This is a genomic window from Mycobacterium kubicae, from assembly GCF_015689175.1.
GTDB lineage: Bacteria > Actinomycetota > Actinomycetes > Mycobacteriales > Mycobacteriaceae > Mycobacterium > Mycobacterium kubicae.
In genome coordinates, this window is sequence record NZ_CP065047.1 from 3,142,770 (window position 1) to 3,166,573 (window position 23,804).

General features: G+C 68.0%; 11 protein-coding genes. 3 read left to right on the forward strand and 8 right to left on the reverse strand.

Going from position 1 to position 23,804, the window contains the following annotated elements:
* Positions 1–14: 14 nt before the first annotated feature.
* The gene (locus tag I2456_RS14810) at positions 15–884 is read right to left on the reverse strand and encodes a sigma-70 family RNA polymerase sigma factor (RefSeq protein WP_082965909.1); all 870 of its coding nucleotides are present in this window, start codon (positions 882–884) and stop codon (positions 15–17) included.
* Positions 885–973: 89 nt separating this feature from the next.
* Between I2456_RS14810 and I2456_RS14815 the strand changes: the two genes are divergently transcribed.
* Positions 974–1,330 carry a DoxX family protein gene (locus I2456_RS14815; RefSeq protein ID WP_068033252.1) on the forward strand — a complete coding sequence of 119 codons (357 nt, stop codon included), beginning with the start codon at positions 974–976 and terminating at the stop codon, positions 1,328–1,330.
* A gap of 11 nt (positions 1,331–1,341) precedes the next feature.
* Here I2456_RS14815 and I2456_RS14820 read toward each other — a convergent pair whose 3' ends face one another.
* Both I2456_RS14820 and pncA read right to left on the reverse strand, forming a co-directional pair.
* Positions 1,342–2,139, reverse strand: a complete 798-nt coding sequence (locus I2456_RS14820; RefSeq protein WP_085073091.1) for a nuclear transport factor 2 family protein — start codon at positions 2,137–2,139, stop codon at positions 1,342–1,344.
* Positions 2,139–2,699, reverse strand: coding sequence for a pyrazinamidase PncA (gene pncA, locus I2456_RS14825; protein ID WP_085073092.1), 561 nt, complete (start codon positions 2,697–2,699; stop codon positions 2,139–2,141). The genes I2456_RS14820 and pncA overlap by 1 nt, the downstream gene beginning before the upstream one ends.
* Before the next feature lie 71 nt (positions 2,700–2,770).
* Between pncA and I2456_RS14830 the strand changes: the two genes are divergently transcribed.
* A complete protein-coding gene (locus I2456_RS14830; RefSeq protein ID WP_068033016.1) occupies positions 2,771–3,829 on the forward strand; it encodes a DoxX family protein in 1,059 nt (352 codons plus the stop codon).
* Here the strand turns inward: I2456_RS14830 and I2456_RS14835 are convergent.
* The 3 genes from I2456_RS14835 to I2456_RS14845 are packed head-to-tail and all read right to left on the reverse strand — an operon-like array spanning position 3,798 to position 7,824.
* The gene (locus I2456_RS14835) at positions 3,798–4,343 is read right to left on the reverse strand and encodes a gluconokinase (protein WP_085073093.1); all 546 of its coding nucleotides are present in this window, start codon (positions 4,341–4,343) and stop codon (positions 3,798–3,800) included. The two genes, I2456_RS14830 and I2456_RS14835, sit on opposite strands and share 32 nt — an antisense overlap.
* Entirely contained in the window at positions 4,322–6,313 is a 1,992-nt protein-coding gene (locus I2456_RS14840) for a DUF7064 domain-containing protein (RefSeq protein WP_085073094.1), read from the reverse strand. The genes I2456_RS14835 and I2456_RS14840 overlap by 22 nt, the downstream gene beginning before the upstream one ends.
* Positions 6,314–6,318: 5 nt before the next feature.
* Entirely contained in the window at positions 6,319–7,824 is a 1,506-nt protein-coding gene (locus tag I2456_RS14845) for a carboxylesterase/lipase family protein (RefSeq protein WP_085073095.1), read from the reverse strand.
* Between the two features lie 78 nt (positions 7,825–7,902).
* Here I2456_RS14845 and I2456_RS14850 point away from each other — a divergent pair, with 78 nt between their 5' ends.
* Positions 7,903–8,583: a hypothetical protein gene (locus I2456_RS14850; protein WP_085073096.1), complete on the forward strand. Its 681-nt coding sequence runs from the start codon at positions 7,903–7,905 to the stop codon at positions 8,581–8,583.
* A gap of 7 nt (positions 8,584–8,590) precedes the next feature.
* Here I2456_RS14850 and I2456_RS14855 read toward each other — a convergent pair whose 3' ends face one another.
* Complete coding sequence (locus I2456_RS14855; protein ID WP_085073097.1) at positions 8,591–11,134, reverse strand: sugar epimerase family protein; 2,544 nt, start codon at positions 11,132–11,134, stop codon at positions 8,591–8,593.
* An 18-nt stretch (positions 11,135–11,152) separates the two neighbouring features.
* On the reverse strand, positions 11,153–23,572 hold the full coding sequence (locus tag I2456_RS14860; protein ID WP_186246548.1) for a type I polyketide synthase: 12,420 nt from the start codon (positions 23,570–23,572) through the stop codon (positions 11,153–11,155).
* Between the last annotated feature and the right edge of the window lie 232 nt (positions 23,573–23,804).

Consider the following 23,804-nt stretch of genomic DNA (forward strand, 5'->3'; position numbering starts at 1 on the left):
GTTGTCGGGTACGGCTAGGCGTACGCGGACGTGAGAACGGCGCCGCGCCGGCCTCTGGTGATGTCGATGGCGCGAATCCGGTCGTCAGTACCGAAATCGATTCGTAGCAGCGCCCACACCTGTCCGGCCGGGGCAAGGGCGATACCGGGCATGCCGTCGATGAGAACCACAACGCCGGTGCGCGCGCGCTGGGAGAAGCGCCGGGTCTCCTCGGCAACGTTTCTGGCGCCGCGCACTTCGGTTGGCACATCGTCGGGCACCAGTGCCGGATCGACCCGGCGCACGACGTCGGGCGCGAGCAGCTCGAGCAGCGTCGCGATGTCGCCGCCGCGGGAGGCCGCCAGAAACGCCTCCACGAGCCTGATGTGCTGGGCGGTGCGCGGGCTGCGCGCCGCCGGGTGCGGGTGTAATCGGCTGCGCGCGCGGCTGGCCAGCTTCTTGGCGGCCGCGGGCGTGCGGTCCAACAGGTCACCGATTGTCTCGAACGGCAACCCGAAGACGTCGTGCAGGACGAAGGCGACCCGCTGGGCCGGTGAGAGCTGGTCGAGCACCACGACGAGCGCCCGACTGACCGAGTCGGCCAGCAAGGCTTCCTCATCGGCACCCGGCAGCGCGGTCCGATCGTCGGGTTCGGCCAGCGGCCGCTCGGCCCGTCGCTGGCGCCCCCGCAACTGGTCGACGGCCTCGTGGGCGGTGATTGTGGTGAACCATCCGGTCAGGTTGTCGACCGCGGCGAAGTCGGAGCGGCTGGCTTTCAACCATGCGGACTGCACGGCGTCGTCGGCGTCGGACGACGAGCCGAGCAGCTGAAAAGCTACCGACTTGAGGTGGCGGCGGTCGGCGTCGAAGCATTGCGCAAGCTCCGCGAGATCCATTGCGTTCATCGGGTCACCTTCTGCGAGCGGGAGTCGTCAAAGAGATGTCATCCATGACCGCTCGATACGACCGCTCCGCTGCGAAGGAGACCAGCACCATGACCCTACCGATTGTGCGCTTCCTTGTCGTCCTGACCACCGCCGTCGCAACCGCGGGCATTACGCTGCCCGACCTGGTGCCAGCCCAATTCGTCCTGGCGAATTCGGCCCGCGTCGGTGTGTCCCGCTCCTGGCTGCCGACCCTGGCCATGCTGAAGTTCGCCGGCGCCGGTGGGCTGATCGTCGGGCTGCTCGGTTTGCGGTATATCGGGATCGCCGCCGCGACGGGGCTGGTCCTGTATTTCATCGGCGCCGTCATTGTGCACGTACGGGCGCGCGTCTTCTCCAACATCGCCTTTCCAGGCGGTTACTTGGTGCTGTCGATCGCGTCGCTGGTCTTACTGGTGGCGCACTGAGCCGTCACCGATCAGGCTGGGAAGTAACGGATCTCGTTGATCTGGTGGCCGCGCCAAGCCACGTCGGCGAACAGAATGCCGCGCCCGTGATCCGAGGCCACCGAAACGGTGACCGTCGAACCCGCGCCGATGGCTTTGGTCCAGCTGGCGCCGCGCAGCTGCTCGACGAGTTCGGTGCGGTCCAGTGCGTCGTCATCGCCCAAAGTGATTGGGGCGCCTGGTGACAACGTTTGCAATACGGCCGCCTCGTCCTTTCGCACGATTGCGTTGAGGAAGGTTTCGACGAGCTTCTTGTGACGCGTGCCCGCGCGGCGGAAACCACTGAGGAAGCCCGCGGTGCCGCGCAGGCCCTGGTTGCCCAGCAAGCTCCGGGACAGTTGCACAGCCGGTGACACCGCGCCGGGTCCGGTTCGCAGGAATTGCAGCATCATGGCCGGCAACTCCCAGTACGCCCGCAGTTCGGCGATCTGCCAGTCGGCGCCGGTCCCCCGCAGGTCGTAGCGCAAAAACGCGGGAATGAGCATGGTCACGGCTGAACCCATCGCCACCTCGAGCTCGAGGTCGCGCACCACAACGCAGCCGCAGACGATGTCGAGGTCCCGGTGAAACTTGATGTCTCGGGGGGCGATGAACGTGTCGAAGAATCGGCCGATCTGCTCACGACCCACGTTGGGCCTCGACCCGACTGGATCTTCCACGCGGGCGTCCTCGGTGAACAGGCCCACCCAGCCGGCCCGGTCATGGGCAGCGGCGGCCTGCGGCGAGCGCTCGACGGCGGCCAGCAAGGCCTCCCGGTCCGGCCGCGCCATCAGCTGCTCGAGACCACGCTGATACCGGCATTGCGCATGTCGGCGATGGCCTGCGAGGTGGAGTCCGCCGCGGCACCCGCCGTCAGGTCCAGCAGCACTCTGGTCGCCAAGCCAGCGCGGACCGCATCTTTGGAGGTCATCCGCACACAATAATCGGTGGCTACTCCGACGATATCGACCTCATCCACCTGCCGTTGCCGCAACCAGTCCAGCAACGGTGTGTCGTTGTCGTCGACGCCCTCGAACCCGCTGTACGCCCCGCTGAACGCGCCTTTGCGGAACACGGCATCCAAGCGACTGGTGTCGAGATCGGGATGGAAGTCCGCGCCGAGAGTTCCTGCGACACAGTGGGGCGGCCAGGAGGAGGAGTAATCCGGGTGATCGGAGAAATGATCGCCGGGATCTATATGAAAGTCCTTGGTAGCAACGATGTGTTGGTATCCGGGGTCACTGGCCAGGTAGGCGTTTATTGCCGCTGGCAAAGCCGCAGCGCCGGTCACCGGTACCGAGCCGCCCTCGCAGAAATCGTTTTGCACGTCGACGATGATCAACGCCCGCACACACCCCACGATATGCCGGTAACGACCGGCCCGGCGGTTTGTGGGCTGGCGAGGCGGGTAATACACCTGCCATGTTGATCCGGAGAATCGCGCGACCCATGTTGTCAGCTGTGTTCATCGGCCAGGGAGTGGACGCCCTGCGCAACCCGAAGCCGGCAGCGCAAGCCGCCCAGCCCACCGTGAGCGGATTGCAGCAACTGCCCGATCCGGTGGGTAGCAAAGTACCGACGGATGCCGAGACACTTGCCAAAATCAACGCCGGTGTCCAGATCGGCGGTGGCCTGTTGTTGGCCGCGGGCAGACTGCCCCGAGTCGCCTCTGCTGCGCTGGCGTTGACAGTAATCCCCGGCAACCTTGGCGCGCATATGTTTTGGACCGAATCCGATCCGGAGCGCAAGGCGGAGATGCGCCGGGCGTTTCTGGCCGACGTGAGCCTGTTGGGCGGATTGATCATCGCGTCGGCCGACACCGCGGGTAAACCGTCGCTGGGTTGGCGCGGTCGCAAGGCGGCCGAACGGCTCTCGGAGCGGGTGTCCGGAGCGCTACCGGGATCCCACGACGCGCTGATCGATGCGGAGCTTGGGGATCGTATTGTGCACGGTCTGCAGGCCGGCGCCGAACGCAGCCGTGAGCTGGCCAGCACCGCCGCCGAGAAGAGCGCGCCCTACGCCGAAGCCGCCCTGGAGCGGGGTCGCGAACTGGCCAGCACCGCGGCCGAGAAGAGCGCGCCGCTGGCCGAAGCCGCCCTGGAACGGGGTCGGGAACTGGCCAGCACCGCCGCCGAGCGGACTGCGCCGCTGGCGAAGAAGGCGCGCAAACGCAGCCGGGAGTTGGCCAGCACCGCGGCCGAGCGGAGTGTCCCGTTGGCCGAGGAGGCGCGCAAGCGGGGTGAGAAGCTGGCGAGCACGGCTCGGGAGCGCAGCGTAGAGCTGGCCGAAACCGCACGTCAGCGCGGCAGCGTGCTGGCCGATACGGCGGTGGCCCGCGGTAGCCAGCTCGCCGACACCGCCCGCGACCGGGGCAGCCAACTCGCCGACACCGCGGTGGCGCGCAGCAGTCAACTCGCCGACACCGCCCGCGACCGCTTCGACGAGCAGCTCAGCGGCCGTCGCAAGCGCTGGTGGAACTAGCCAGATAGGAATCGACGACGTCGTCGACGTCCTGGCCGACGTCGACGGCGACGCCGTTTTCGTCGGCGCCAAGGGGTTCCAAGGCGTCCAATTGCGACCGCAGCAATGCCACCGGCATGAAGTGACCCGGTCGGGCCGTGATGCGTCGGCTGAGCAGTTCCCGTGTCCCGGTCAGGTGCAGGAACCGGACCTGAGGGCATTGGGTGCGCAGTTGGTCGCGGTAGCGGCGTTTGAGCGCTGAACAACTCATCACCCCGCCGTCGGGGTGGGCGGCCAGCCAGTCGCCGACCTTCTCCAGCCACGGATAGCGGTCAGCGTCGGTGAGCGCAACGCCCGCGGACATCTTGGCCAGATTGGCCGGCGGGTGCAGGTTGTCGGCGTCCATGAACGGCAGGCCCAGGCGCCGCGCGAGGGCGGCTCCGATCGTGGACTTTCCGGCTCCCGAGACACCCATCACCACGATGGGTGACCGGGGCGTCGACCGGTCGCCGCTCACGGCTGGTTTCGGTTCCATTCCATCCAGCCGACTCCACGGCGGCCGTCGCCAGTGGTGATGTCGACCCAGGCGCGCGGAAACTGGCTGACGCGCCCGTCGTCGGCGGTCAGCAAGACCGGCGCGTGCGCGCGCACCTCGACGTCAGCGGCAAGGTCCCCGGGGTTCAGCGTCAGGTTGGTGTCGAGCGGTAAGCCACTGGGCGCGAACGCCTCTCGGTAGGTGACGCTTTGCAATTCGGTCAGCGGGCCCTCGGCACTCTGCAGGTAACCGATGCCGAGTTCGCCGGTGTTCGGGATGGTCAGGTGCAGACCGTGCAGGTGCGTGCCGTCGTCGAGGTGCAGTGCGCTCCACATCCAGTTCATGCTCCACCAGTCGCGCACACCCCAGGAGTGGTCGCGCTGTCCGGGAACCGAATCGATCTGGTAGCGAGCGTGTTTGACCACGACGGTGCCCGAGACGGTGCAGGGAATCTCGTAGCGGGTGGTGACCCGATACTGATACGGGGTTCCGTTCGTGGTCCACTCCAGGTTGAGCGCCACGTCCACCGGTTCGCCCGCCTCGCCGCGCAGCAAGGCCGACGGGTCCGGGTAGGACTGGCCTCGGGCCCGTAGATCGACCCGATAGGTGTGTAATGGTGCGTCGGCGGCGTGGCGCAGTTCGATGCTGTCGGTTCGGATCGCCCACGGGTCGGCGGGCACCGGCACGTCGACGTCGATGACGGCCACGGTCGGCAGGTCTGGTCCGCACAGCAGCGCGTGAATCCAGGCTCGCCCTTGATTGGGTATCAGGCCGAGGCGGAACCAGCCACCCAATCCCTCTGCCGCAGCGACGAAGTCGGCGTACCAGCTCTCGCTCCATAGCGGCTCGGCGGTTGCAGTGTGGGCGAGCTCATCCGGCTCCGCCGGTTGTAAGGGTTCCGGTTGGGCAGGGGCAGGTAGGGTGGCCAACGCGTCGGTGTCCAGCACATGGTCACAGTGCCGCTGCAGCATCGTCATGAACATCTCGTCACCGCGCGCGGTGCGCTCCACCAGCATCGAGGACACGATCGCCATCATTACGCCGAAAAAGCTTTGCCTGCGCACACTTTCGCGGAGTTCGGCCAGCGTGATCGGTGGCATCGGACCCAGCGCCCCATAGTAGGCACGCAGCAACTCGTCATAGTGGGTGCGTCGGTCCGGAGTGGATAGGGCGCAACCCAGGAAGTAGGCGAGATCGGTCAAAGCCGGTCCCCAGGACACGGTCTGCCAGTCGACCACGGTGAGTGCCCGGTCGGACCCGGCAGCGCCGAACAGCATGTTGTCCAGCCGGTAGTCGCCGTGCACCAGACCCCGCACTCGGCCCGGGGCGCCCTCCTGAGCGAGGTAACCGTCGAAAGCGGCGATGAAGGTATCGCAGACGGTGCGGTGCTGCGGCGCGACCCGATCGCCGTAGCGGTCGATGAAGCCCGCGTACAGCGGCGTGATCATGGCCTGGCTCAGCGGTGAGTCGCGGTTGAGCCACGCTGCGGCGGCCGCCGCAGCGTCGCCGAGCAGCGGGGCATGCAGCCGGGCCAGCTCGACGACGGCCAGGTGCGCTTGTTGGCTTGTGGCACCGGCGATTTCGTCGCCGACGACCGCCGGAGCGGCATCACCGAGCAGCAGATCGAACACGCCGGTGCTGAGGTCGACGGCCGCGTGGTAGCACGGTGCGATCGCGCCGCCCAGCCGTGGTGCGATGTCGTGGTAGAACCGGACCTCGCGCTCGTAGAGACCCAGCGTCAACCCGGTCTGCCGGCTCATTGGATCGCTGGCGGCGACCTTTAGGACCACCGATCGCGGGCCGTCGCCCTCGGAGTAGCTCAGGCCGATCCGGTAGCACTCGCTCATTTGTCCGGTGCCGATACGCTCGGTGGTGAAGCTGGAAACGGTTCCAGCGCCAAGAGTTTCGGTGAGCCACTCGGCGGTGAGGTCGCTGGGGCGTTCGATGGCCCGCTCGTTGTCAGACGCCATGGCGTTCAGTGCACCAAGCTAAAGCCGTCCCACGCGAGTCGGCGGTGCTGGTGTGGATCGAACTCGATGCGGCACTTGCGGTCGAAAACCATGACGGCTCGGTCGGTATGCGTGTAGGCCGGCCAGTCGTCACCGGGCACACCGGTGCGGCTGAACGACCGCCAGCGGCGTTGTACCTCGTTGCTGACCCGCAGCGCGGAGCGTTGGTCGGCGGCCGCGGTGAGCAAGGCGCCGAATCTGGTGCGGTAGATGTCGAATACGGCGAACAGTTCGGTGGCATGCGTCGCTCCGAAACCCGACCAGCGCAGCGTGCGCGGTGCATAGTCATAGCGGTACAGGTAGGTGGGTGCATGGTTGGTGTGGGCTTCGGCGATCTGCCAGGCCGCCGCACCGAAGGCGAAGTCACCGCCGAGTTGGATACATGCCGATGCCGCAGGGTAATTCGGGTAGGCCGCGGTGATGCGCTCGCGGGCAGCCGGGTCGGCGTCGGCCAGCAACTCCTCGACCATCGACTGGTTGGTCGGCAGCATCCGGAGGAACCGGGTGAACAACCGGCCCTCCTCGGCGTTGGTGCCGACGATGAGGGGCACCCGGTGCGCCTGTCCGTTGCGCATCGCGTCGATCGGGTCGATGGGCAGCACCTCGTCACCGGCCACCGGCCCAATGGGGAAGGCGCCCAGTCGTTTCTGCATGCCCTGTTCGATCAGGCGTTGCTGGGCCTTGACCAGCTGGGCCGGCGATGCCTGCATCACCGCCGTGGCGGCGTCGTCAGGGCTCGCCCCGAGCAACTGGGCGAATCGCGTCGCGAATTCGGCGGCAACCTCCGGCGAGCGCACCATACCCATCGCGGGGCTTTCCGAAATGGCGTGTGCGAAAAGCCCTTTGGCGGCGGGAACCGCCAACAGCGTCGCGGTGATGTGGGCCCCCGCGCTTTCGCCGAAGATGGTGACGTTGTCCGGGTCACCGCCGAAACTAGCGATGTTGTCGTTGACCCAGCGCAGTGCCAGCACCAAATCGCGCAGATACAGGTTGCCGTCGATGTTGGTCTGGGGCGTCGACAACGAGGACAGGTCCAGGCAGCCCAGCGCGCCCAGCCGGTAGTTGACCGACACGTAGACACAACCCCGCCGGGCCAGGGCCGCACCGTCATAGATGGGGGTGGCCGAGCTGCCCAAGATGTAGCCGCCGCCGTGGATGAAGAACATGACCGGTAACGGTTCGTCTGCGCCGCCTTCGGGTGTGACGACGTTGAGCGTCAAGCAGTCTTCGCTCATGGGTTGGTACCGGCCCAGACCGACCATGGTGTAGCGACGCTGCTGGGGGGCGCAGTTGGCGAATCCGTGGCAGTGCCGCACCCCGGACCAACGTTCGGCGGGCTGCGGTGCTTTATAGCGCAGCGGGCCTACCGGCGGCCTGGCGTACGGAATGCCTCGCCAGCGATTGACGCCGTCGCGGGTGAAGCCTTCGACGGTGCCGGCGGCCGTGCGGGCGCGGACGATGCGCTCGTGCATAGACCGACGTTAGCGGACGCGTCGCGGGGACGGCGCGCGCAGCGCCCGAATTCGGATCGTGGCGATTAGCCTGGCGGGATGCGGATCGGTGCCTTGGTTGCAATACCTCTGCTGCTTGCGGGGTGCTCGCATGATGCCGGCAGCCAGTCGGAACATTCGCAAACGACCGGCGCAACGCCGCCGAGCAGCACCACTTCCGCCTCGGCCGGCAAGCTGCCGTCGCCGCCGACCGCGCCGGCCGCCGGAGCGCCGATGTCGGAGGTCATCGCCTGGGTGGAGGCGGCGCACCCGGCCGATCCCGCCAAGTTCCACACCGCAGCGCGCGACGGTGTCACCAATCAACTCGGTGACGACAGCGCGTTTTCCGCCTCGGCAGGTGCAGTGGCGTGCACGACGGATACCAAACACACCGGTGACGCGGTTGCCTGTCTGGTCAAGTTGACCAATCCACCGCCGCGGCCCGACACCGCCTACGGCGAGTGGAAGGGCGGCTGGGTGAACTTCGACGGCACCAACTTGCAGGTAGGAGCGGCGCGGGCCGATCCAGGACCATTCGTCAACGGCGACGGGCCGGAGCTGGCCAATGGCAGTTCACTGTTCTTCGGTGACTATCGCTGCCGCGCCGATCAATCCGAGGTGATCTGTGTGAACTACGCCCACCAGTCCGCGGCCCGGCTCAGCGCCGCGGGCGTCGAACCGTACGGCTGCCTGCGGTCGGTGCCGCCGCCGGACGGGGTGGGGGTCGCCTTCGCCTGTTGAGGCCGGTCTACGACGCCTCAGCCGGCAGGTCGATCACCCGGATCTCCCCGGTGCTGCCGTCGACCTCGACCAGCGCCCCCTGCGGTAGCGCCCGGGTGGCCCCTTGCACGTCGACGACACACGGGAAGCCGAATTCACGCGCGACGACCGCGGCGTGCGACATCGGACCGCCCAGTTCGGTCACCACCGCGGCGGCGTAGCAGAACGCGGCGGTGTATCCCACGTCGGTGACCTCGGCGACCAGAATTTCGCCTGGCTCGAGGTCGTCGATGGTTTCGGGCCGCACGATGCGGACGCGGCCGCGGACCCGGCCGCCGCAGACCCCGACACCGCGCAAAGTGTCTCCCCCGCTGGCGGCCACCGCCGTGACGGCGGCCGGTTCCCAGGTGCCGCTGAACACCGTGGGCGGCACGACGGCAGCCAATCGGTGTTGTTCGGCCCTGCGGCGGGCCACCAGTTCTGACACGTTGGCGGGCAGGGCGTCGAGTTCGTCGACCAGGAGATAGAAGACGTCGTCGGGTGTGGTGAAGACGCCGGATTCGACCAGCCGGCGCCCATATTCGCGCAGCAGACCGCGCAGTACCCAGATGGCGCGCACCATCTTGTCGCGGCGCACCTCCCGGTCCCGCAGTTGGCGCGCGGCGAGTTTGGCGACAGGCCTGGCGTGCACCGGGATTGCGGGGTGGATGGGCTGCGGTGCCGGCGGCGCGCTCAACGCTTTGGTCACCATGCGGACCAGCAGCTCGGGATCGTCGGCATAGCTGGTCGACAGCATCTCGACCTCGGCCGGGCCGCGGTGTCCGATCAGGGCCAGCTCGGCGAGCACCGCGGCATGAAACTCCGGCACCTCGACCGCCAGCTTGTCCAGCCGCTCCCCCGGCTCCGACAGCAGCCGGCTCACCGCGGGATCGCGTCGCGCGGCATGCACCAGCCGCTGAATCGCCTCGACGGATCGGGCGCTGACCAGTTCGGGGCCGGCTGACGGGGCCATGTCTCGTCCGCACAGTGCACGCAGCAGCACGTTGAAGGCGGCGCAGAGCATGAAGGAACCCGATGCCAGCCACCAGCCGTGTACGACGTGGTCGCGCGCCAACAGGATGAGGCTGAGCAGGCGGCGATCGCTGAGCCGGGTGACGTCGTCGCCGACGAGCTGTTCCAGGCGGTTGACGTCCTCGAGGTACTCGCCGGTGTCGCGTGGGGCACCAGCGGACAGGCCGACCAGGTTGACCCCGAACACTCCGATGTTGCGCAACGTGCGCAACTGCTTGCCGATGCGACCGGCCTGGGACGGCGGACGCTGCTCACCGAAGATCGGCAGGGAAGCCATGCTGGGGCCGAAGAATCCGCTGTTGCTGACGATGGTCGCGGGCTTGGCGAACGGCACGGTTTCGGCCATGAAGTGCGCTGAGGTGATGGCGCCGTAGAGCCGGTGCGCGAACACGGCGACGGTGCGCATGGCGATTTCCTGCTGAATCACTCCGCCAGGCCGCAACCGTTGGGCGATGCCGACGCCGCCGGCGCGCAAACCTCGCACGGTGACCGACGCCGACGACGGCGAGAACGGCCCGGGCAGCGCCTCGGACAGGTTGGTGGCCAAAAAGGTCGGGAAGCGGGGATCGATCGGTGTGTCGAACTCTCCGTTATGTTCTTGCGGGCCTGCCATTTTCGGGAGTACGCCGTCGGCCGCCGGGGCGTCGACCGCAGGCAGATCCTGAATGCTGGCCATGCGCCAGGGCAGAGCGATCAATCGCTTGCCGAGCGCCAGACGGCCCCGAACCGCCAGTGCGAAGTCGGTGACGGTTTCCTCGGCGTTCCAGGCCGGCTCGAATCGCCACACGTCACGCAATCGGCCGGTGTCCAGCACCGGAGCGCTTTGCACCGTGTGCAGTTCGGCGAACGAGGGCAGGCGCCGAGCCAGCGGGGCCAGGCCAGGCGGCATGATCGGACGTCGCAGCGCGGCGGCGATCTGCCGGAATGTGAGCTCCCCGGGAGCGGCCAGATTGACCGGGCCGCTGTCGATGTCGTCGTCCAGGAGGGCCCGGATCAACAACCGGAGCACATCGTCGGTGTGCACCACCTGCAGGCCGCGGTCGGCGGCCACATCGGGGAACACCGGTGCTGCCAGCAGCCGCTGCAGCCGGTCATCGAGCCCGCGCCCGAGCATCAGTGCGCAGCGGACCGCGACCCACTGCGCGCCGGAGCCCGCCAATAGCTCCTCGACTCGAGTCGCTTGACCGTGGGCCTGCGCTGAGGAAACGAATACTATTCGCCGGCAGCCGGTTTCGGCCGTTGCAGCGAGCAGGTGGCGGGCGGTGTTGGTGTTGGTCGTCGCATTCGGCGCCCAAGCCAGGTGTGCGACGGCGTCGACGCCGGCGACCGCTCGCCGCAGCGCGGCGCCGTCATTGACGTCGGCGGTGATGAATTGGGCTGCGCTCGGCCAGCTTTCGGGCCGCCGACGGGCGATGCCGGTGACCTGATGGCCTTGGCTGAGCAATCGGGCCGCGAGGCCGCGGCCGAGATATCCGCTGGCCCCGGTGATCGCGATCCTCACTGGGGCCCCTCGTTGCGGCTAGTCGTCATCGTTCATCAGCGCCGCATTGACCAGGGCGTCGAGGTCCATGTCGGCAAGGTCGTCCTCGCTGGACCCGTCCGGCGCCGCGGGCCCGGTCGCTTGGCCGTTGCCGTCGCTCTCGTTGGCCAAGGACAGCAGCAGATCCAGGACACCGGCCTGGCGCAACCGCTTGACCGGGATGGAGGCCACGACGCGTTGCAGCTCGGCTTCGCCGGGTGCGGCCTGCGGCGCGTCCGGTTGGCTACCCACCAGCTCCTGGTGGAAGTAGCCGGCCAGCGCCGCCGAGTTGGGGTAGTCGAAGATGAGCGTCGGCGAAAGGGCCAGTCCAGTGGCGGCTTTCAGCCGGTTACGCATCTCCACCGCGGTTAACGAGTCGAAGCCCAACTCTTGGAAGGCACGGTCTGGGTCGATGGCTTCCGGACTGGCGCTGCCCAGCACGGTGGCGATGTGCGAGCGCACCAGATCCAACAGGATGGCAAGCTGTTCGTCCTCGGGCAGCCCGTCGAGCCGTTGCAGCAGGGCGGATTTCGATTTCGCCGCCGCCAGGCTGTCGTCGACGTGACGTCGCGCGGGAGCGTTGATCAGGTCGACGAACATGGGCGGCAGCGTTCCCCCGTCGAACTTGGCCCGCAGCGCCACCACATCGATGTGGGCCGGCAGGGTGAACGGTTCACCCAAAACCATTGCGGTGTCGAGCAATCCCAACGCCTCGTCCGAGGACATCGCGACGATGCCGTCCCGGGCGAACCGGGCGAAGTCGACCGTTGCCAGTCCGCCGGTCATCGCGCTGGCCTGGTCCCACAGCCCCCAGCCCAGCGAGAGCGCCGGAAGACCCTGTGCCTGCCGGTGTACGGCCAGCGCGTCGAGGAACGAGTTGGCCGCCGCGTAATTGGCCTGCCCCGACGAACCGACCAGTCCAGCCATCGACGAGAACAGGACGAACGCGTCCAGATTCAGATCCCGGGTCAGCTCGTGCAGATTCCAGGCCGCAACCACCTTGGCGCGCAACACCGGATCGACGCGCTCCGGGGTCAGCGACGTGATCACCGCGTCGTCCAGCGCCCCGGCGGCGTGTACGACCGCAGACAGCGGATGCTGCACCGGGATGTCGGCGATGACCTTGGCCAGGGCTTCGCGGTCGGCCGCGTCGCAGGCCACGATCTGGACTTGCGCGCCCGTCTCGGTCAACTCCGCGCTCAATTCGGCGGCACCGGGTGCCTCGGGGCCGCTGCGACTGACCAACACCAGTCGGCGCACGCCATGGTGGCTGACGACATGACGGGCCAGCGCGGCGCCCGCCATGCCCGTTCCGCCGGTGATGAGCACCGTGCCCGAACCCCAGGCGCCACCGGGCCCGAACGGCATCGTCATCACGACCTTGCCGATGTGCCGGGCTTGGCTCAGGTACCGCAGTGCGGCGGGCGCCCGCCGCACGTCGAACGTCGTGACCGGCAACGGCCGCAGCACCCCGGCGTCGAACAGTTCGGCCAACTCGGCGAGCATGCGCTGAATGTGGTCGGGTCCGGCTTCGAACAGGTCGAAGGCGCGGTAGCGGACACCGGGGTGTTCGTCGGCGACCGTATCCGGTTGGCGGATGTCGGTCTTACCCATTTCCAGGAAGACACCGCCGGGAGCGACGAGCCGCAGTGACGCGTCGACGAATTCACCGGCCAGCGAGTCCAGCACCACATCGACGCCTTGGCCGCCGGTGCTGGCGCGGAACTTCTCCTCGAAGTCCAGACTGCGCGAGTCGCCGATGTGGTCGTCGTCGAAGCCCAAGGCGCGCAACGTGTCCCACTTGCCACGGCTGGCAGTGGCGAACACTTCCACTCCCCAATGGCGGGCCAGCTGCACCGCGGCCATGCCGACCCCGCCGGCGGCGGCGTGCACCAGCAGCCGCTGTCCGGGCTGGATCTGAGCCAGCCTGGACAGGGCGTAGTAGGCGGTCGCGAAAACGACCGGCGCGGTAGCGGCTTCGATGTCCGACCAGCCCGCGGGGATCTTCAGCAGCAGCCGTTCGTCGGTGGTCGCGATGGTGCCGGTGCCCTCGGGGAACAAGCCGGTTACCCGATCGCCGACCGCCAGCAGGCGGTTACCTGGGGCGGTTTCGATGACCACACCCGACGCTTCCACACCCATCGCCGCGTTCTCGTCGGGATAGAGGCCCAAGGCGATCATGACGTCGCGGAAGTTGGCGGCCATCGCCCGGGTCGCGATGCGCACCTGGCCGGGCGCCAACGGCGTGTCCGCGTCGAGAATCGGCTCCACTTGCAGGTTTTCGAAAGTTCCCGCACTGCTCATGGCCAGCCGCCACGGGCCCTCGGTGGGCGGCATCAGCAGGCCGGACACCGCGCGGCTGCCGTGCACTCGGGGAATGTGCAGTGCGCCGTCCCGCAGCAACACCTGCGGCTCGCCCACCGCCAGGGCCGCCGCGGCCGCGTCGTCGGTGAGGAGTTCGTCCGCATCGACCAACACGATGCGTCCGGGATGTTCGGTCTGCGCCGATCGCACCAGTCCCCAGACGGCGGCACCGGCCAGATCGGTGACGTTTTCGTCGGGCAGAGCGACCGCGCCCTGGGTCGCGACTACTAGGACACCGGAGTCGTGTTCGGTCAGGTACGCCTGGACCGCCGCGAGCGCCTCGTGGGTGGCCGCGTAGACGCCGGCCAGCACATCCTCGCCGACCGGCGGTGACTGGTAGACCTGGTAGGGCGGGACAGCGCCGCCGCCCGAAGGCGCCGGTAGCCAGACGACTTCGTAGAGTCGGTCGCCGCTCGATCCGGACAACGCGGCTTTCAACTGCTGCTCGGTCACCGGACGGGCCACCATCGAGGCCACCGACAACACCGGCAGTCCCAATGCGTCGGCCAGTTCTACCGACACCGAGGACGGCCCGACCGGCGATATGCGTGCTCGCACCGCCGCGGCCCCGGCCGCGTGCAGGGATACGCCTTGCCAGGCGAAGGGCACCAGCACGCCGCTAGTGCGGTCGAAGTCACCGCGTTCGTCGGCGGCAACGATGATGGCGTGCAACGCCGCATCCAAGATCACCGGGTGCACGCCGAATCCCGCCGGTGTCAGGCCTGCCGTCTCGGGCAACGCCACCTCCGCGAACAGGTCATCGCCGCGGCGCCACATCGCGTTCAGTCCCTGGAATGCCGGACCATAGCCGTACCCGCGTGCCTCTAACCGCTCGTAGACCCCGGCCACCTCGACGGCCGTGGCACCGGCCGGTGGCCACACCGCAAAATCGGCACCGGGTTGCACGGCTGCCGAACTGACCGACCCTTCGGCGTGCAGTAACCATTGCGAACCGGCGTCCTGGCGGGAGAACACCGATACGCTGCGGGCGCCGGCTTCGTCGGCCGCGCCGACAACCACTTGCACCGCAACGGGTTTGGACGCAGGCAGGATCAGCGGCGCCGCCAAAGTGAGCTCGTCGACGACCGAGCAGCCGACCTCGTCGCCGGCGCGGATGGCCAATTCGACGAAGCCCGCACCGGGGAAGATGACCACTCCGCCGACCGCGTGATCGGCCAACCAAGCTTGGTTCGCGGCGGACAACCGACCGGTCAGCACCACACCGCCCGAGGTGGGCAGATCGACGACCGCGCCCAGCAACGGGTGCTCGCCGGGTGACAGGCCCAGGTCGGCCGCGTCGACGGTGGTCGTGTCGTGGGACAGCCAGAACCGCCGCCGCTCAAAGGCATACGTCGGCAGCTCAACGAAGTTGGCCTGCCCGATCACCTGGCGCCAGTCCACGCCCCCACCCGCGACATACGCTTGAGCCAATCCGTTGACCAGCGTCACCGGCTCGAGACGGTCCTTGCGCATCGCGGAAACGGTGATTACCGCGGCGTCGGGCAGCGACTCTTCGATCGATGCGGTCAACCCGCTGCTCGGGCCGACTTCCAGGAATCGGGCAGCGCCGTTGGACTGCGCGAACCGGATGCTGTCGGCGAAGCGCACGGCCTGGCGAACGTGCTTTTTCCAGTAGGCGACCGACGCGAAATCGTCTCCGGCGAATTGCCCGGTCACGTTGGAGATGATCGGGATGGTGGGCTTACCGATGCTCAGACCGGCGGCCACCGTGCCGAATTCGTCGATCATCGGCTCCATCAGCGGCGAATGGAAGGCGTGTGATACGGCCAGTTGGTGAACTCGCCGACCGTCGGCGCGGAACTTCTCCGCGACCGCGAGCACCGCATCCTCCGCACCGGAAACGACCACCGAGGAGGGGCCGTTGATCGCCGCGATCCCGACCTCGGCGTCGAGCAGCGGCCGCACCTCGTCCTCGGTTGCTTGCACGGCGACCATTGCGCCGCCGGCCGGCAGTGACTGCATGAACCGGCCGCGGGCGGCCACCAGCACCGCCGCGTTCTCCAGTGACAGCACCCCGGCCACGTGCGCGGCGGTCAGCTCCCCAACCGAGTGACCCATGACGAAATCGGGTCGCACACACCAGGATTCCAGCAGGCGGAACAGTGCGACTTCCACCGCGAACAGCGCGGGCTGCGCGAATTCGGTTGTGTTGAGGATACTTTCGTCGTGACCCCACATGACTTCGCGCAGCGGGCGCAGCAGGTGGCGGTCCAGTTCACCCACCACGGTGTTGAACGCTTCGGCGAACACCGGGTATGCGGCGTGCAGTCCCATTCCCATGCCCAGCAATTGGGAGCCTTGGCCGGGGAAGACGAAGACGGTTTTGCCTGCCGGTGTGGCACTACCGCGGATCACCGAGGTGACCTCGTCGGCAGCTAACTCCTCCAACCCCGCCAACAACTGCTCACGATCACCGCCAACAACCACCGCCCGATGCTCAAAAGCCGAGCGGCCCGCCAACGACCACCCCACATCGGCAACATCCAACTCCGCATGCGCCCCCACATACGACGCCAACCGCCCCGCCTGCGCCGCCAACGCCGCACCCGACTTCGCCGACACCACCCACGGCACCACCGCCCGCGGCGCCCCCTGCTGCCGCGGCGCCGCCGCCACCGCCTCGATAATCACATGCGCATTAGTGCCACTAATCCCAAACGACGACACCCCCGCCCGCCGCACCCGACCCTGCGCCGGCCACGGCTGCGCCGAAGTCAACAACTCCACCGCACCCGCCGACCAATCCACATGCGGACTCGGCACATCCACATGCAAACTCGCCGGCAACACCTCATGGCGCATCGCCTGCACCATCTTGATCACACCCGCCACACCCGCAGCAGCCTGCGTATGACCCATATTCGACTTAATCGACCCCAACCACAGCGGCTCACTACGGTCCTGCCCATAAGTCGCCAACAACGCCTGCGCCTCGATCGGATCACCCAACGTCGTCCCCGTGCCGTGACCCTCCACCACATCCACATCCGCAGGACCCAACCCCGCATTAGCCAACGCCGCCCGCACCACCCGCTGCTGCGAAGGACCATTAGGCGCGGTCAACCCATTCGACGCCCCATCCTGATTCACCGCCGAACCCCGCACCACCGCCAACACCGAATGCCCCAACCGCTGCGCATCCGACAACCGCTCAACCACAAGCATTCCGCCGCCCTCGGAGAACCCCGTGCCGTCGGCCGCGCCGGCGAACGGTTTGCAGCGGCCGTCCGCGGACAAGCCGCGCATGCGGCTGAATTCGACGAAGATGTCAGGTGTGGCGTTGACGGTGACCCCGCCGGCCAGCGCCAGATCGCACTCACCCGAGCGCAACGACTGCACCGCCATATGCAACGCCACCAACGACGACGAACACGCCGTATCCACCGACACCGCCGGGCCCTCCAAACCCAACACATACGACACCCGACCCGACGCCACACTGGTGGACTGGCCGGTCAGGCGGAAGCCCTCGGCCGCTTGCGCGGCTCCGAGGCCGTAGCCCTGGGTGTACACGCCGGCGAACACGCCGGTGGCGCTGCCGCGCAACCGTCCGGGGTCGATTCCGCTGCGCTCCAACGCTTCCCACGCCAGCTCCAGGAGCAGCCGTTGCTGCGGATCCATCGCCAACGCTTCGCTGGGCGCCACGCCGAAGAAACCGGGGTCGAAGTCAGCGACACCTTCCACAAAGCCGCCGGTACGGGTGTAGCAGGTGCCCGGCACGTCCGGGTCCGGGTTGTACAGGCCCGCCAGATTCCAGCCCCGGTCACTGGGGAATTCGGAGAGCACGTCGCGGCGCTCAACCAGCATGTCCCACATGTCTTCCGGTGATTCCACCCCGCCGGGATAACGGCAGGACATGCCGACGATGACGATCGGGTCGTCGTCGGTCGCACGAACGGCGTGCGCCTGCTTGATCTCCTGGGGTACCCCGGCCAGTTCGGCCCGGATGTAGGAGGCCAGGCCGTTGGGCGTCGGGTAGTCGAAGATGAGGGTCGGCGACAACGACAGGCCGGTGGCGGCTTTGAGCCGGTTGCGCATCTCGACCGCGGTCAGCGAGTCGAAGCCCAACTCCTGGAAGGCTTTGTCGGCATCGATGGCCTCGGGCGCGACGGTGCCCAGCACGGTGGCGATGTGGGAGCGCAGGAGGTCCAGGACGACGGCCTGCTGCTCGGCTTCGGGCAGTCCGTGCAGGCGTTGGGCCAGTGCGGATTTCGACTTCGCCGCGGCCAACGATTCGTCCACCTGTCGGCGGGTGGGTGCGTTGACCAGGTCCCGGAACATCGGCGGCACCGCGACGGCGTGGGCGCGCAGCGCGGCCAGGTCGATGCGGGCCGGAGCCAGAAACGGTTGATCGACGATCAAAGCGGTGTCGAACAAGGCCAGCGCCTCAGCAGAGGACAACGCCAGAACCCCTTCGCGGCCCAGGCGGGCCAGGTCGGCGGCGTCGAGGCCGCCGGTCATGGCGCTGGCCTGGTCCCACAAACCCCAGCCCAACGACATGGCGGGCAGGCCCTGCGCGCGCCGGTGGGTAGCCAATGCATCCAGGAAGCAGTTGGCCGCCGCGTAGTTGGCTTGCCCGGACGACCCGACCAGTCCCGCCATCGACGAAAACATCACGAAGGCAGACACATTCAGGTCGCGGGTCAGCTCATGCAGGTTCCACGCCGCGTCCACCTTGGCGCGCAACACCGAGTCGACCCGCTCGGAAGTCAGCGACGTCAGCACCGCGTCGTCGAGCACGCCGGCGGCATGGATGACGCCCGACAACGGCCGCTGCACGGGAATGTCGGCGATGACCTTGGCCAGGGCGGCGCGATCGGCGGCGTCGCAGGCCACCACCTGTACTTGGGCGCCGGCGCCGGTCAATTCGGTGATCAAGTCGGAGGCACCGGGCGCGTCGGGGCCGCTGCGGCTGAGCAGCACCAGATCACGCACTCCGTGGTTGGTGACGACATGGCGCGCCAGCGCCGACCCGGCCATACCGGTGCCGCCGGTGATCAGCACGGTGCCCGCCGTCCACGCGTCGGGCAGGGTCATCACGACCTTGCCGATGTGGCGGGCCTGGCTCAAGTAGCGCAGCGCCGCCGGTGCGCGGCGCACATCGAACGTCGTCACCGGCAGCGGGCGCAGCACACCGGCGTCGAAGAGTTCGGCCAAGTCGAGCATGTACTGGTGCATGCGGGGGCGGCCTGGTTCGAACAGATCGAAGGCGCGGTAGCGCACACCGGGGTATTGCTCTGCGATGACGCCGGGGTCGCGGATGTCCGTCTTGCCCATTTCCAGGAAGACCCCGCCGGGGGCGACCAGGCGCAGCGAAGCGTCCACGAATTCGCCGGCCAGCGAGTCGAGCACCACGTCCATGCCGCGTCCGCCGGTGATGGTGCGGAACTTGTCCTCGAACTCCAAGCTGCGTGAGTCGGAGATGTGGTCGTCGTCAAATCCCAACGCGCGCAGGACATCCCATTTGCCCTTGCTGGCGGTGGCGAACACTTCCAGCCCCAGATGGCGGGCCAGCTGGGTCGCCGCCATTCCGACGCCGCCCGCGGCAGCATGGATGAGTACCCGTTGCCCTGGCTTGACGTCGGCCAGGTGCACGAAGGCAAACCATGCGGTGGTGAAGACGGCCGAGATGGCGGCGGCTTCGGGGTAGGACCAGTCGGCGGGCATCGGCAGCAATAACCGGGTGTCTCCGGGGACCAGCGTGCCGCTGCCGTCCGGGAAGAAGCCGTATACCGAGTCCCCGACGGCGAATTCGGTGACGCCGGGGCCGACTTCGACTACCACGCCCGCGCCCTCGCCGCCGAGCAGCGCCTCATGGGTGAACATGCCCAGGGTGATCATGATGTCGCGGAAGTTGGCCGCGATGGCGTGCAGCGCCACCCGCACCTGGCCGGGCTCCAACGGTGCACCGGCGTTGGGTACCGGCTCCAGTTGCAGGTTCTCGAAAGTCCCTGCGCTGCTGAGGCCGAGCCGCCACGGCCCCTCACCTGGTGGCACCAGAATGCCCTCGACCGCGCGACTGCCGTGTACCCGCGGCGTGTAGACCTCTCCCCCGCGCAGCAACACCTGCGGCTCGCCGACGGCCAGTGCCGCGGCGACGGCTTCCTCGTCCAGCGGCAGATCGGAATCAACCAACACGATCCGCTGCGGGTTTTCGGTCTGCGCCGATCGCACCAGTCCCCAGACCGCTGCGCCGGCCAGGTCGCGAATGTCCTCACCCGGCAGGGCCATTGCGCCGCGGGTCGCGACCAGCAGCACTTCGGATTCGTGTTCGGTGAGCCACGCCTGAACGGCGGACAGCGCTTCGTGCGTGCGCGTATAGGTCTGGGTGACCGGATCGTCTTGCGAAGCAACGGATTCGAAGACCTGATAGGGCGGTGTGGTGGCGCCGCTCGGCGACTGCGCCGGTGCCCACACCAGTTCGAACAGGCGGTCGGCACCGGAACTCGACACGGCCGCGCGCAGCTGTCGTTCGCTCACCGGCCTGACCACCATCGCGGCGACCGACAGCACCGGCAAGCCCAGACCGTCGGCGAGCTCAACCGAGACGGCCGACGGGCCTACGGGCGTGATGCGTGCGCGGGCCACCGCGGCGCCCGCGGCGTGCAATGAAACGCCCTGCCAGGCAAAGGGAAGCACCAGTTCGGCGTCGGGATTGGCGATGACCACGGCATGCAGGGCCGCGTCCAGCAGCGCTGGGTGCACCCCATAACCGGACACCCCGCCCGCGGCTTCGGGCAGTCGCACCTCGGCGAACAGTTCATCGCCGCGCGCCCACACCGCGGTCAAGCCGCGAAATGCCGGGCCGTATCCGTAACCCTGGTCCGCCAACCGGTCGTAACCGCCGGCGACATCGACCGCGACCGCGCCCGCGGGCGGCCACACGGCCAAATCGGCTGTGGGCTTTATGGTTCCGTCGCGCAGTATGCCGTCAGCGTGGCGCGTCCACACCGCAGCCCCGTCGGAGTCCGCGCGGGAGTAGACCGAGACGCTGCGCTGTCCGCCTTCTTCGGCGGCGCCGACAACCACTTGCACGGCAACGGATCCCGCCGCCGGGATCAGTAACGGCGAGCGCAGGGTCAGCTCGTCCAGGACCGAACAGCCGACCTCGTCGCCGGCGCGCACCGCCAACTCGACGAAGCCGGTGCCCGGGAGCACCGCCATGCCGGAGACGGCGTGGTCGGTCAGCCAGCCGTGGGCGCTGGTCGACAACCGACCGGTCAACACCACTCCGCCGGAAGCGGGCAACTCGACGACCGCGCCGAGAATGGCGTGGTCGCTGGCTGCCAGGCCCAAGCCGCTGGCGTCGGCCCCGACGCTGTCACCGGAAAGCCAGAACCGCCGTCGCTCAAAGGCGTACGTGGGCAGCTCGACATGATTGGCGCCGTCCAGCGTGGCGCGCCAGTCCACCGCGACACCGGCCACGAAGGCGGTGGCAGCCGACAACAGGAAGCGTTCCAGGCCGCCCTCTTCGCGACCCAGGGTGGGCACGACGATGGCTTCCGCGCCGCCGTCCAGGCAGTCGTTCGCCGTGTCTTCGATACCGGCGATGAGTGCGGGGTGCGGACTGGATTCGATGAACGTGCGGTATCCGTGCTTGCACGCGGTGCGCACGGCCTGGTCGAGTTCTACCGTCTGCCGGATGTTGCGGTACCAGTAGTCGGCGTCGAGTTCGGCTGTGTCCAAACGGCTTCCGGTGACCGTGGAGAAGAAGGCGGTGCGGGTGGAGCGCGGCTCGATGCCGGCTAAGGCTTGGGCGAGCTGGTCGCGGATGGCCTCGACCTCGACCGAGTGCGACGCGTAGTCCACGTCGATGCGGCGAGTGCGCAGTTCGCGGTCGGCGCAGCGCTGGATGAGCTGTTCGAGCGCTGTCACTTCACCGGAGACGACCACGGCTGAGCGGCCGTTCACGGCCGCGATGCTGAGCCGATCTCCGAAGGCTGCCAATAACTCCTGGGCTTGTTCGACGCCGCAGGCGATCGACACCATGCTGCCGGGGCCGGCCAGTCCGGTGAGCAGCTTGCTGCGCAGGGTGACGACCTTGGCGGCGTCGTGCAAGGACAAGGCGCCGGCGACGTAGGCGGCGGCGATTTCCCCTTGTGAATGCCCGATGACGGCATCGGGACGCACACCCATCGACTTCCACAGTTCGGCCAGCGAGACCATCACCGCGAACAGCACGGGCTGCACCACGTCGACGCGGTCAAGGGCGGGCGCCCCCGGGGCGCCCCGCAACACGTCGATCAGTGACCAATCCACGAATTCGGCGAACGCCTCGGCGCACGCGTCCATTTGTCGCGCGAAAACCGGTGCAGTGTCGAGCAATTCGACGCCCATGCCGATCCATTGGGAGCCTTGGCCGGGGAAGACGAAGACGGTTTTGCCTGCCGGTGTCGCACTACCGCGGATCACCGAGGTGACCTCGTCGGCAGCTAACTCCTCCAACCCCGCCAACAACTGCTCACGATTACCGCCAACAACCACCGCCCGATGCTCAAAAGCCGAGCGGCCCGCCAACGACCACCCCACATCGGCAACATCCAACTCCGCATGCGCCCCCACATACGACGCCAACCGCCCCGCCTGCGCCGCCAACGCCGCACCCGACTTCGCCGACACCACCCACGGCACCACCGCCCGCGGCGCCCCCTGCTGACGCGGCGCCGCCGCCACCGCCTCGATAATCACATGCGCATTAGTGCCACTAATCCCAAACGACGACACCCCCGCCCGCCGCACCCGACCCTGCGCCGGCCACGGCTGCGCCGAAGTCAACAACTCCACCGCACCCGCCGACCAATCCACATGCGGACTCGGCACATCCACATGCAAACTCGCCGGCAACACCTCATGGCGCATCGCCTGCACCATCTTGATCACACCCGCCACACCCGCAGCAGCCTGCGTATGACCCATATTCGACTTAATCGACCCCAACCACAGCGGCTCACTACGGTCTTGCCCGTAGGTCGCCAACAACGCCTGCGCCTCGATCGGATCACCCAACGTCGTCCCCGTGCCGTGACCCTCCACCACATCCACATCCGCAGGACCCAACCCCGCATTAGCCAACGCCGCCCGCACCACCCGCTGCTGCGAAGGACCATTAGGCGCGGTCAACCCATTCGACGCCCCATCCTGATTCACCGCCGAACCCCGCACCACCGCCAACACCGAATGCCCCAACCGCTGCGCATCCGACAACCGCTCCACCACAAGCATGGCGCCGCCCTCGGACCAGCCGACTCCGTCAGCGGCCCCGGCGTAGGCCTTGCAGCGCCCGTCGGGCGCGAGGCCCCGGTGCCTGCTGAACTCGACGAAGACCGTGGGTGTGGCGTTGACGGTCGCACCGCCGGCCAGCGCCAAGTCGCACTCACCCGAGCGCAACGACTGCACCGCCATATGCAACGCCACCAACGACGACGAACACGCCGTATCCACCGACACCGCCGGGCCCTCCAAACCCAACACATACGACACCCGACCCGACGCCACACTTGAGGTCATGCCGGTCAGTCGGTAGCCCTCGATCTCTTCGGCGAACATGCCGTAGCCCTGGGCGATGATCCCGGCGAACACGCCCGTCGCGCTGCCGCGCAGGCCGGTGGGATTGATGCCGGCCCGCTCCAGCGCCTCCCAGGACAGCTCCAGCAGCATGCGGTGCTGGGGATCCATCGCCAACGCTTCGCTGGGTGCGATGCCGAAGAAAGCGGGGTCGAAGTCGGCGACACCTTCCACGAAGCCACCGGTGCTGGCATAGCACTTGTGCGGGGCGTCGGGATCGGGGTCGAACAGGCTGGCCAGATCCCAGCCTCGGTCGGTGGGGAAATCCGACATCACGTCGCGGCCGTCGGCGACCATTTGCCACAGGCTCTCCGGGGAGTCGACTCCGCCGGGCAGGCGACAAGACATTCCGACGATGGCGATCGGCTCGCTGGACCGCTCCAGCAGCGCGCGGTTGGTGCGCTTCAGGCGCTCCACCTGGACCAGGGCTTTTCGCAGCGCTTCGGTCGCATGCTGGAGTTGGTCACCCATCACTACCCCTCGCCTATTACTGGTCGTCTCGGACTGCGGCAATCTGCTTCTGCCGCGTCACGGAAGGTGCTGCGCGAAGCGTCGCAGCTTCGACCTGCGTCGTGCTGCGCTTCGAGCCAAGAATGTCGCTGGTGAGTATCGCCAACTCTGGCCGTATTTCAAAGCGTCTGATACTCCCAGTTACAGGCATAACGGCTGGCGGCTGATGCGCCCGTGCACTGCCTGCCGTCCA

What these genes read in the sequence shown, in the direction of transcription:
- I2456_RS14850 (WP_085073096.1), top strand. Translation starts at nt 7,903, where the DNA reads ATGCGGATCGGTGCCTTGGTTGCAATACCTCTGCTGCTTGCGGGGTGC.
- I2456_RS14845 (WP_085073095.1), bottom strand. Translation starts at nt 7,824, where the DNA reads ATGCACGAGCGCATCGTCCGCGCCCGCACGGCCGCCGGCACCGTCGAA.
- I2456_RS14815 (WP_068033252.1), top strand. Translation starts at nt 974, where the DNA reads ATGACCCTACCGATTGTGCGCTTCCTTGTCGTCCTGACCACCGCCGTC.
- I2456_RS14810 (WP_082965909.1), bottom strand. Translation starts at nt 884, where the DNA reads ATGAACGCAATGGATCTCGCGGAGCTTGCGCAATGCTTCGACGCCGAC.
- I2456_RS14835 (WP_085073093.1), bottom strand. Translation starts at nt 4,343, where the DNA reads ATGGAACCGAAACCAGCCGTGAGCGGCGACCGGTCGACGCCCCGGTCA.
- I2456_RS14840 (WP_085073094.1), bottom strand. Translation starts at nt 6,313, where the DNA reads ATGGCGTCTGACAACGAGCGGGCCATCGAACGCCCCAGCGACCTCACC.
- I2456_RS14820 (WP_085073091.1), bottom strand. Translation starts at nt 2,139, where the DNA reads ATGGCGCGGCCGGACCGGGAGGCCTTGCTGGCCGCCGTCGAGCGCTCG.
- I2456_RS14830 (WP_068033016.1), top strand. Translation starts at nt 2,771, where the DNA reads ATGTTGATCCGGAGAATCGCGCGACCCATGTTGTCAGCTGTGTTCATC.
- I2456_RS14860 (WP_186246548.1), bottom strand. Translation starts at nt 23,572, where the DNA reads ATGGGTGACCAACTCCAGCATGCGACCGAAGCGCTGCGAAAAGCCCTG.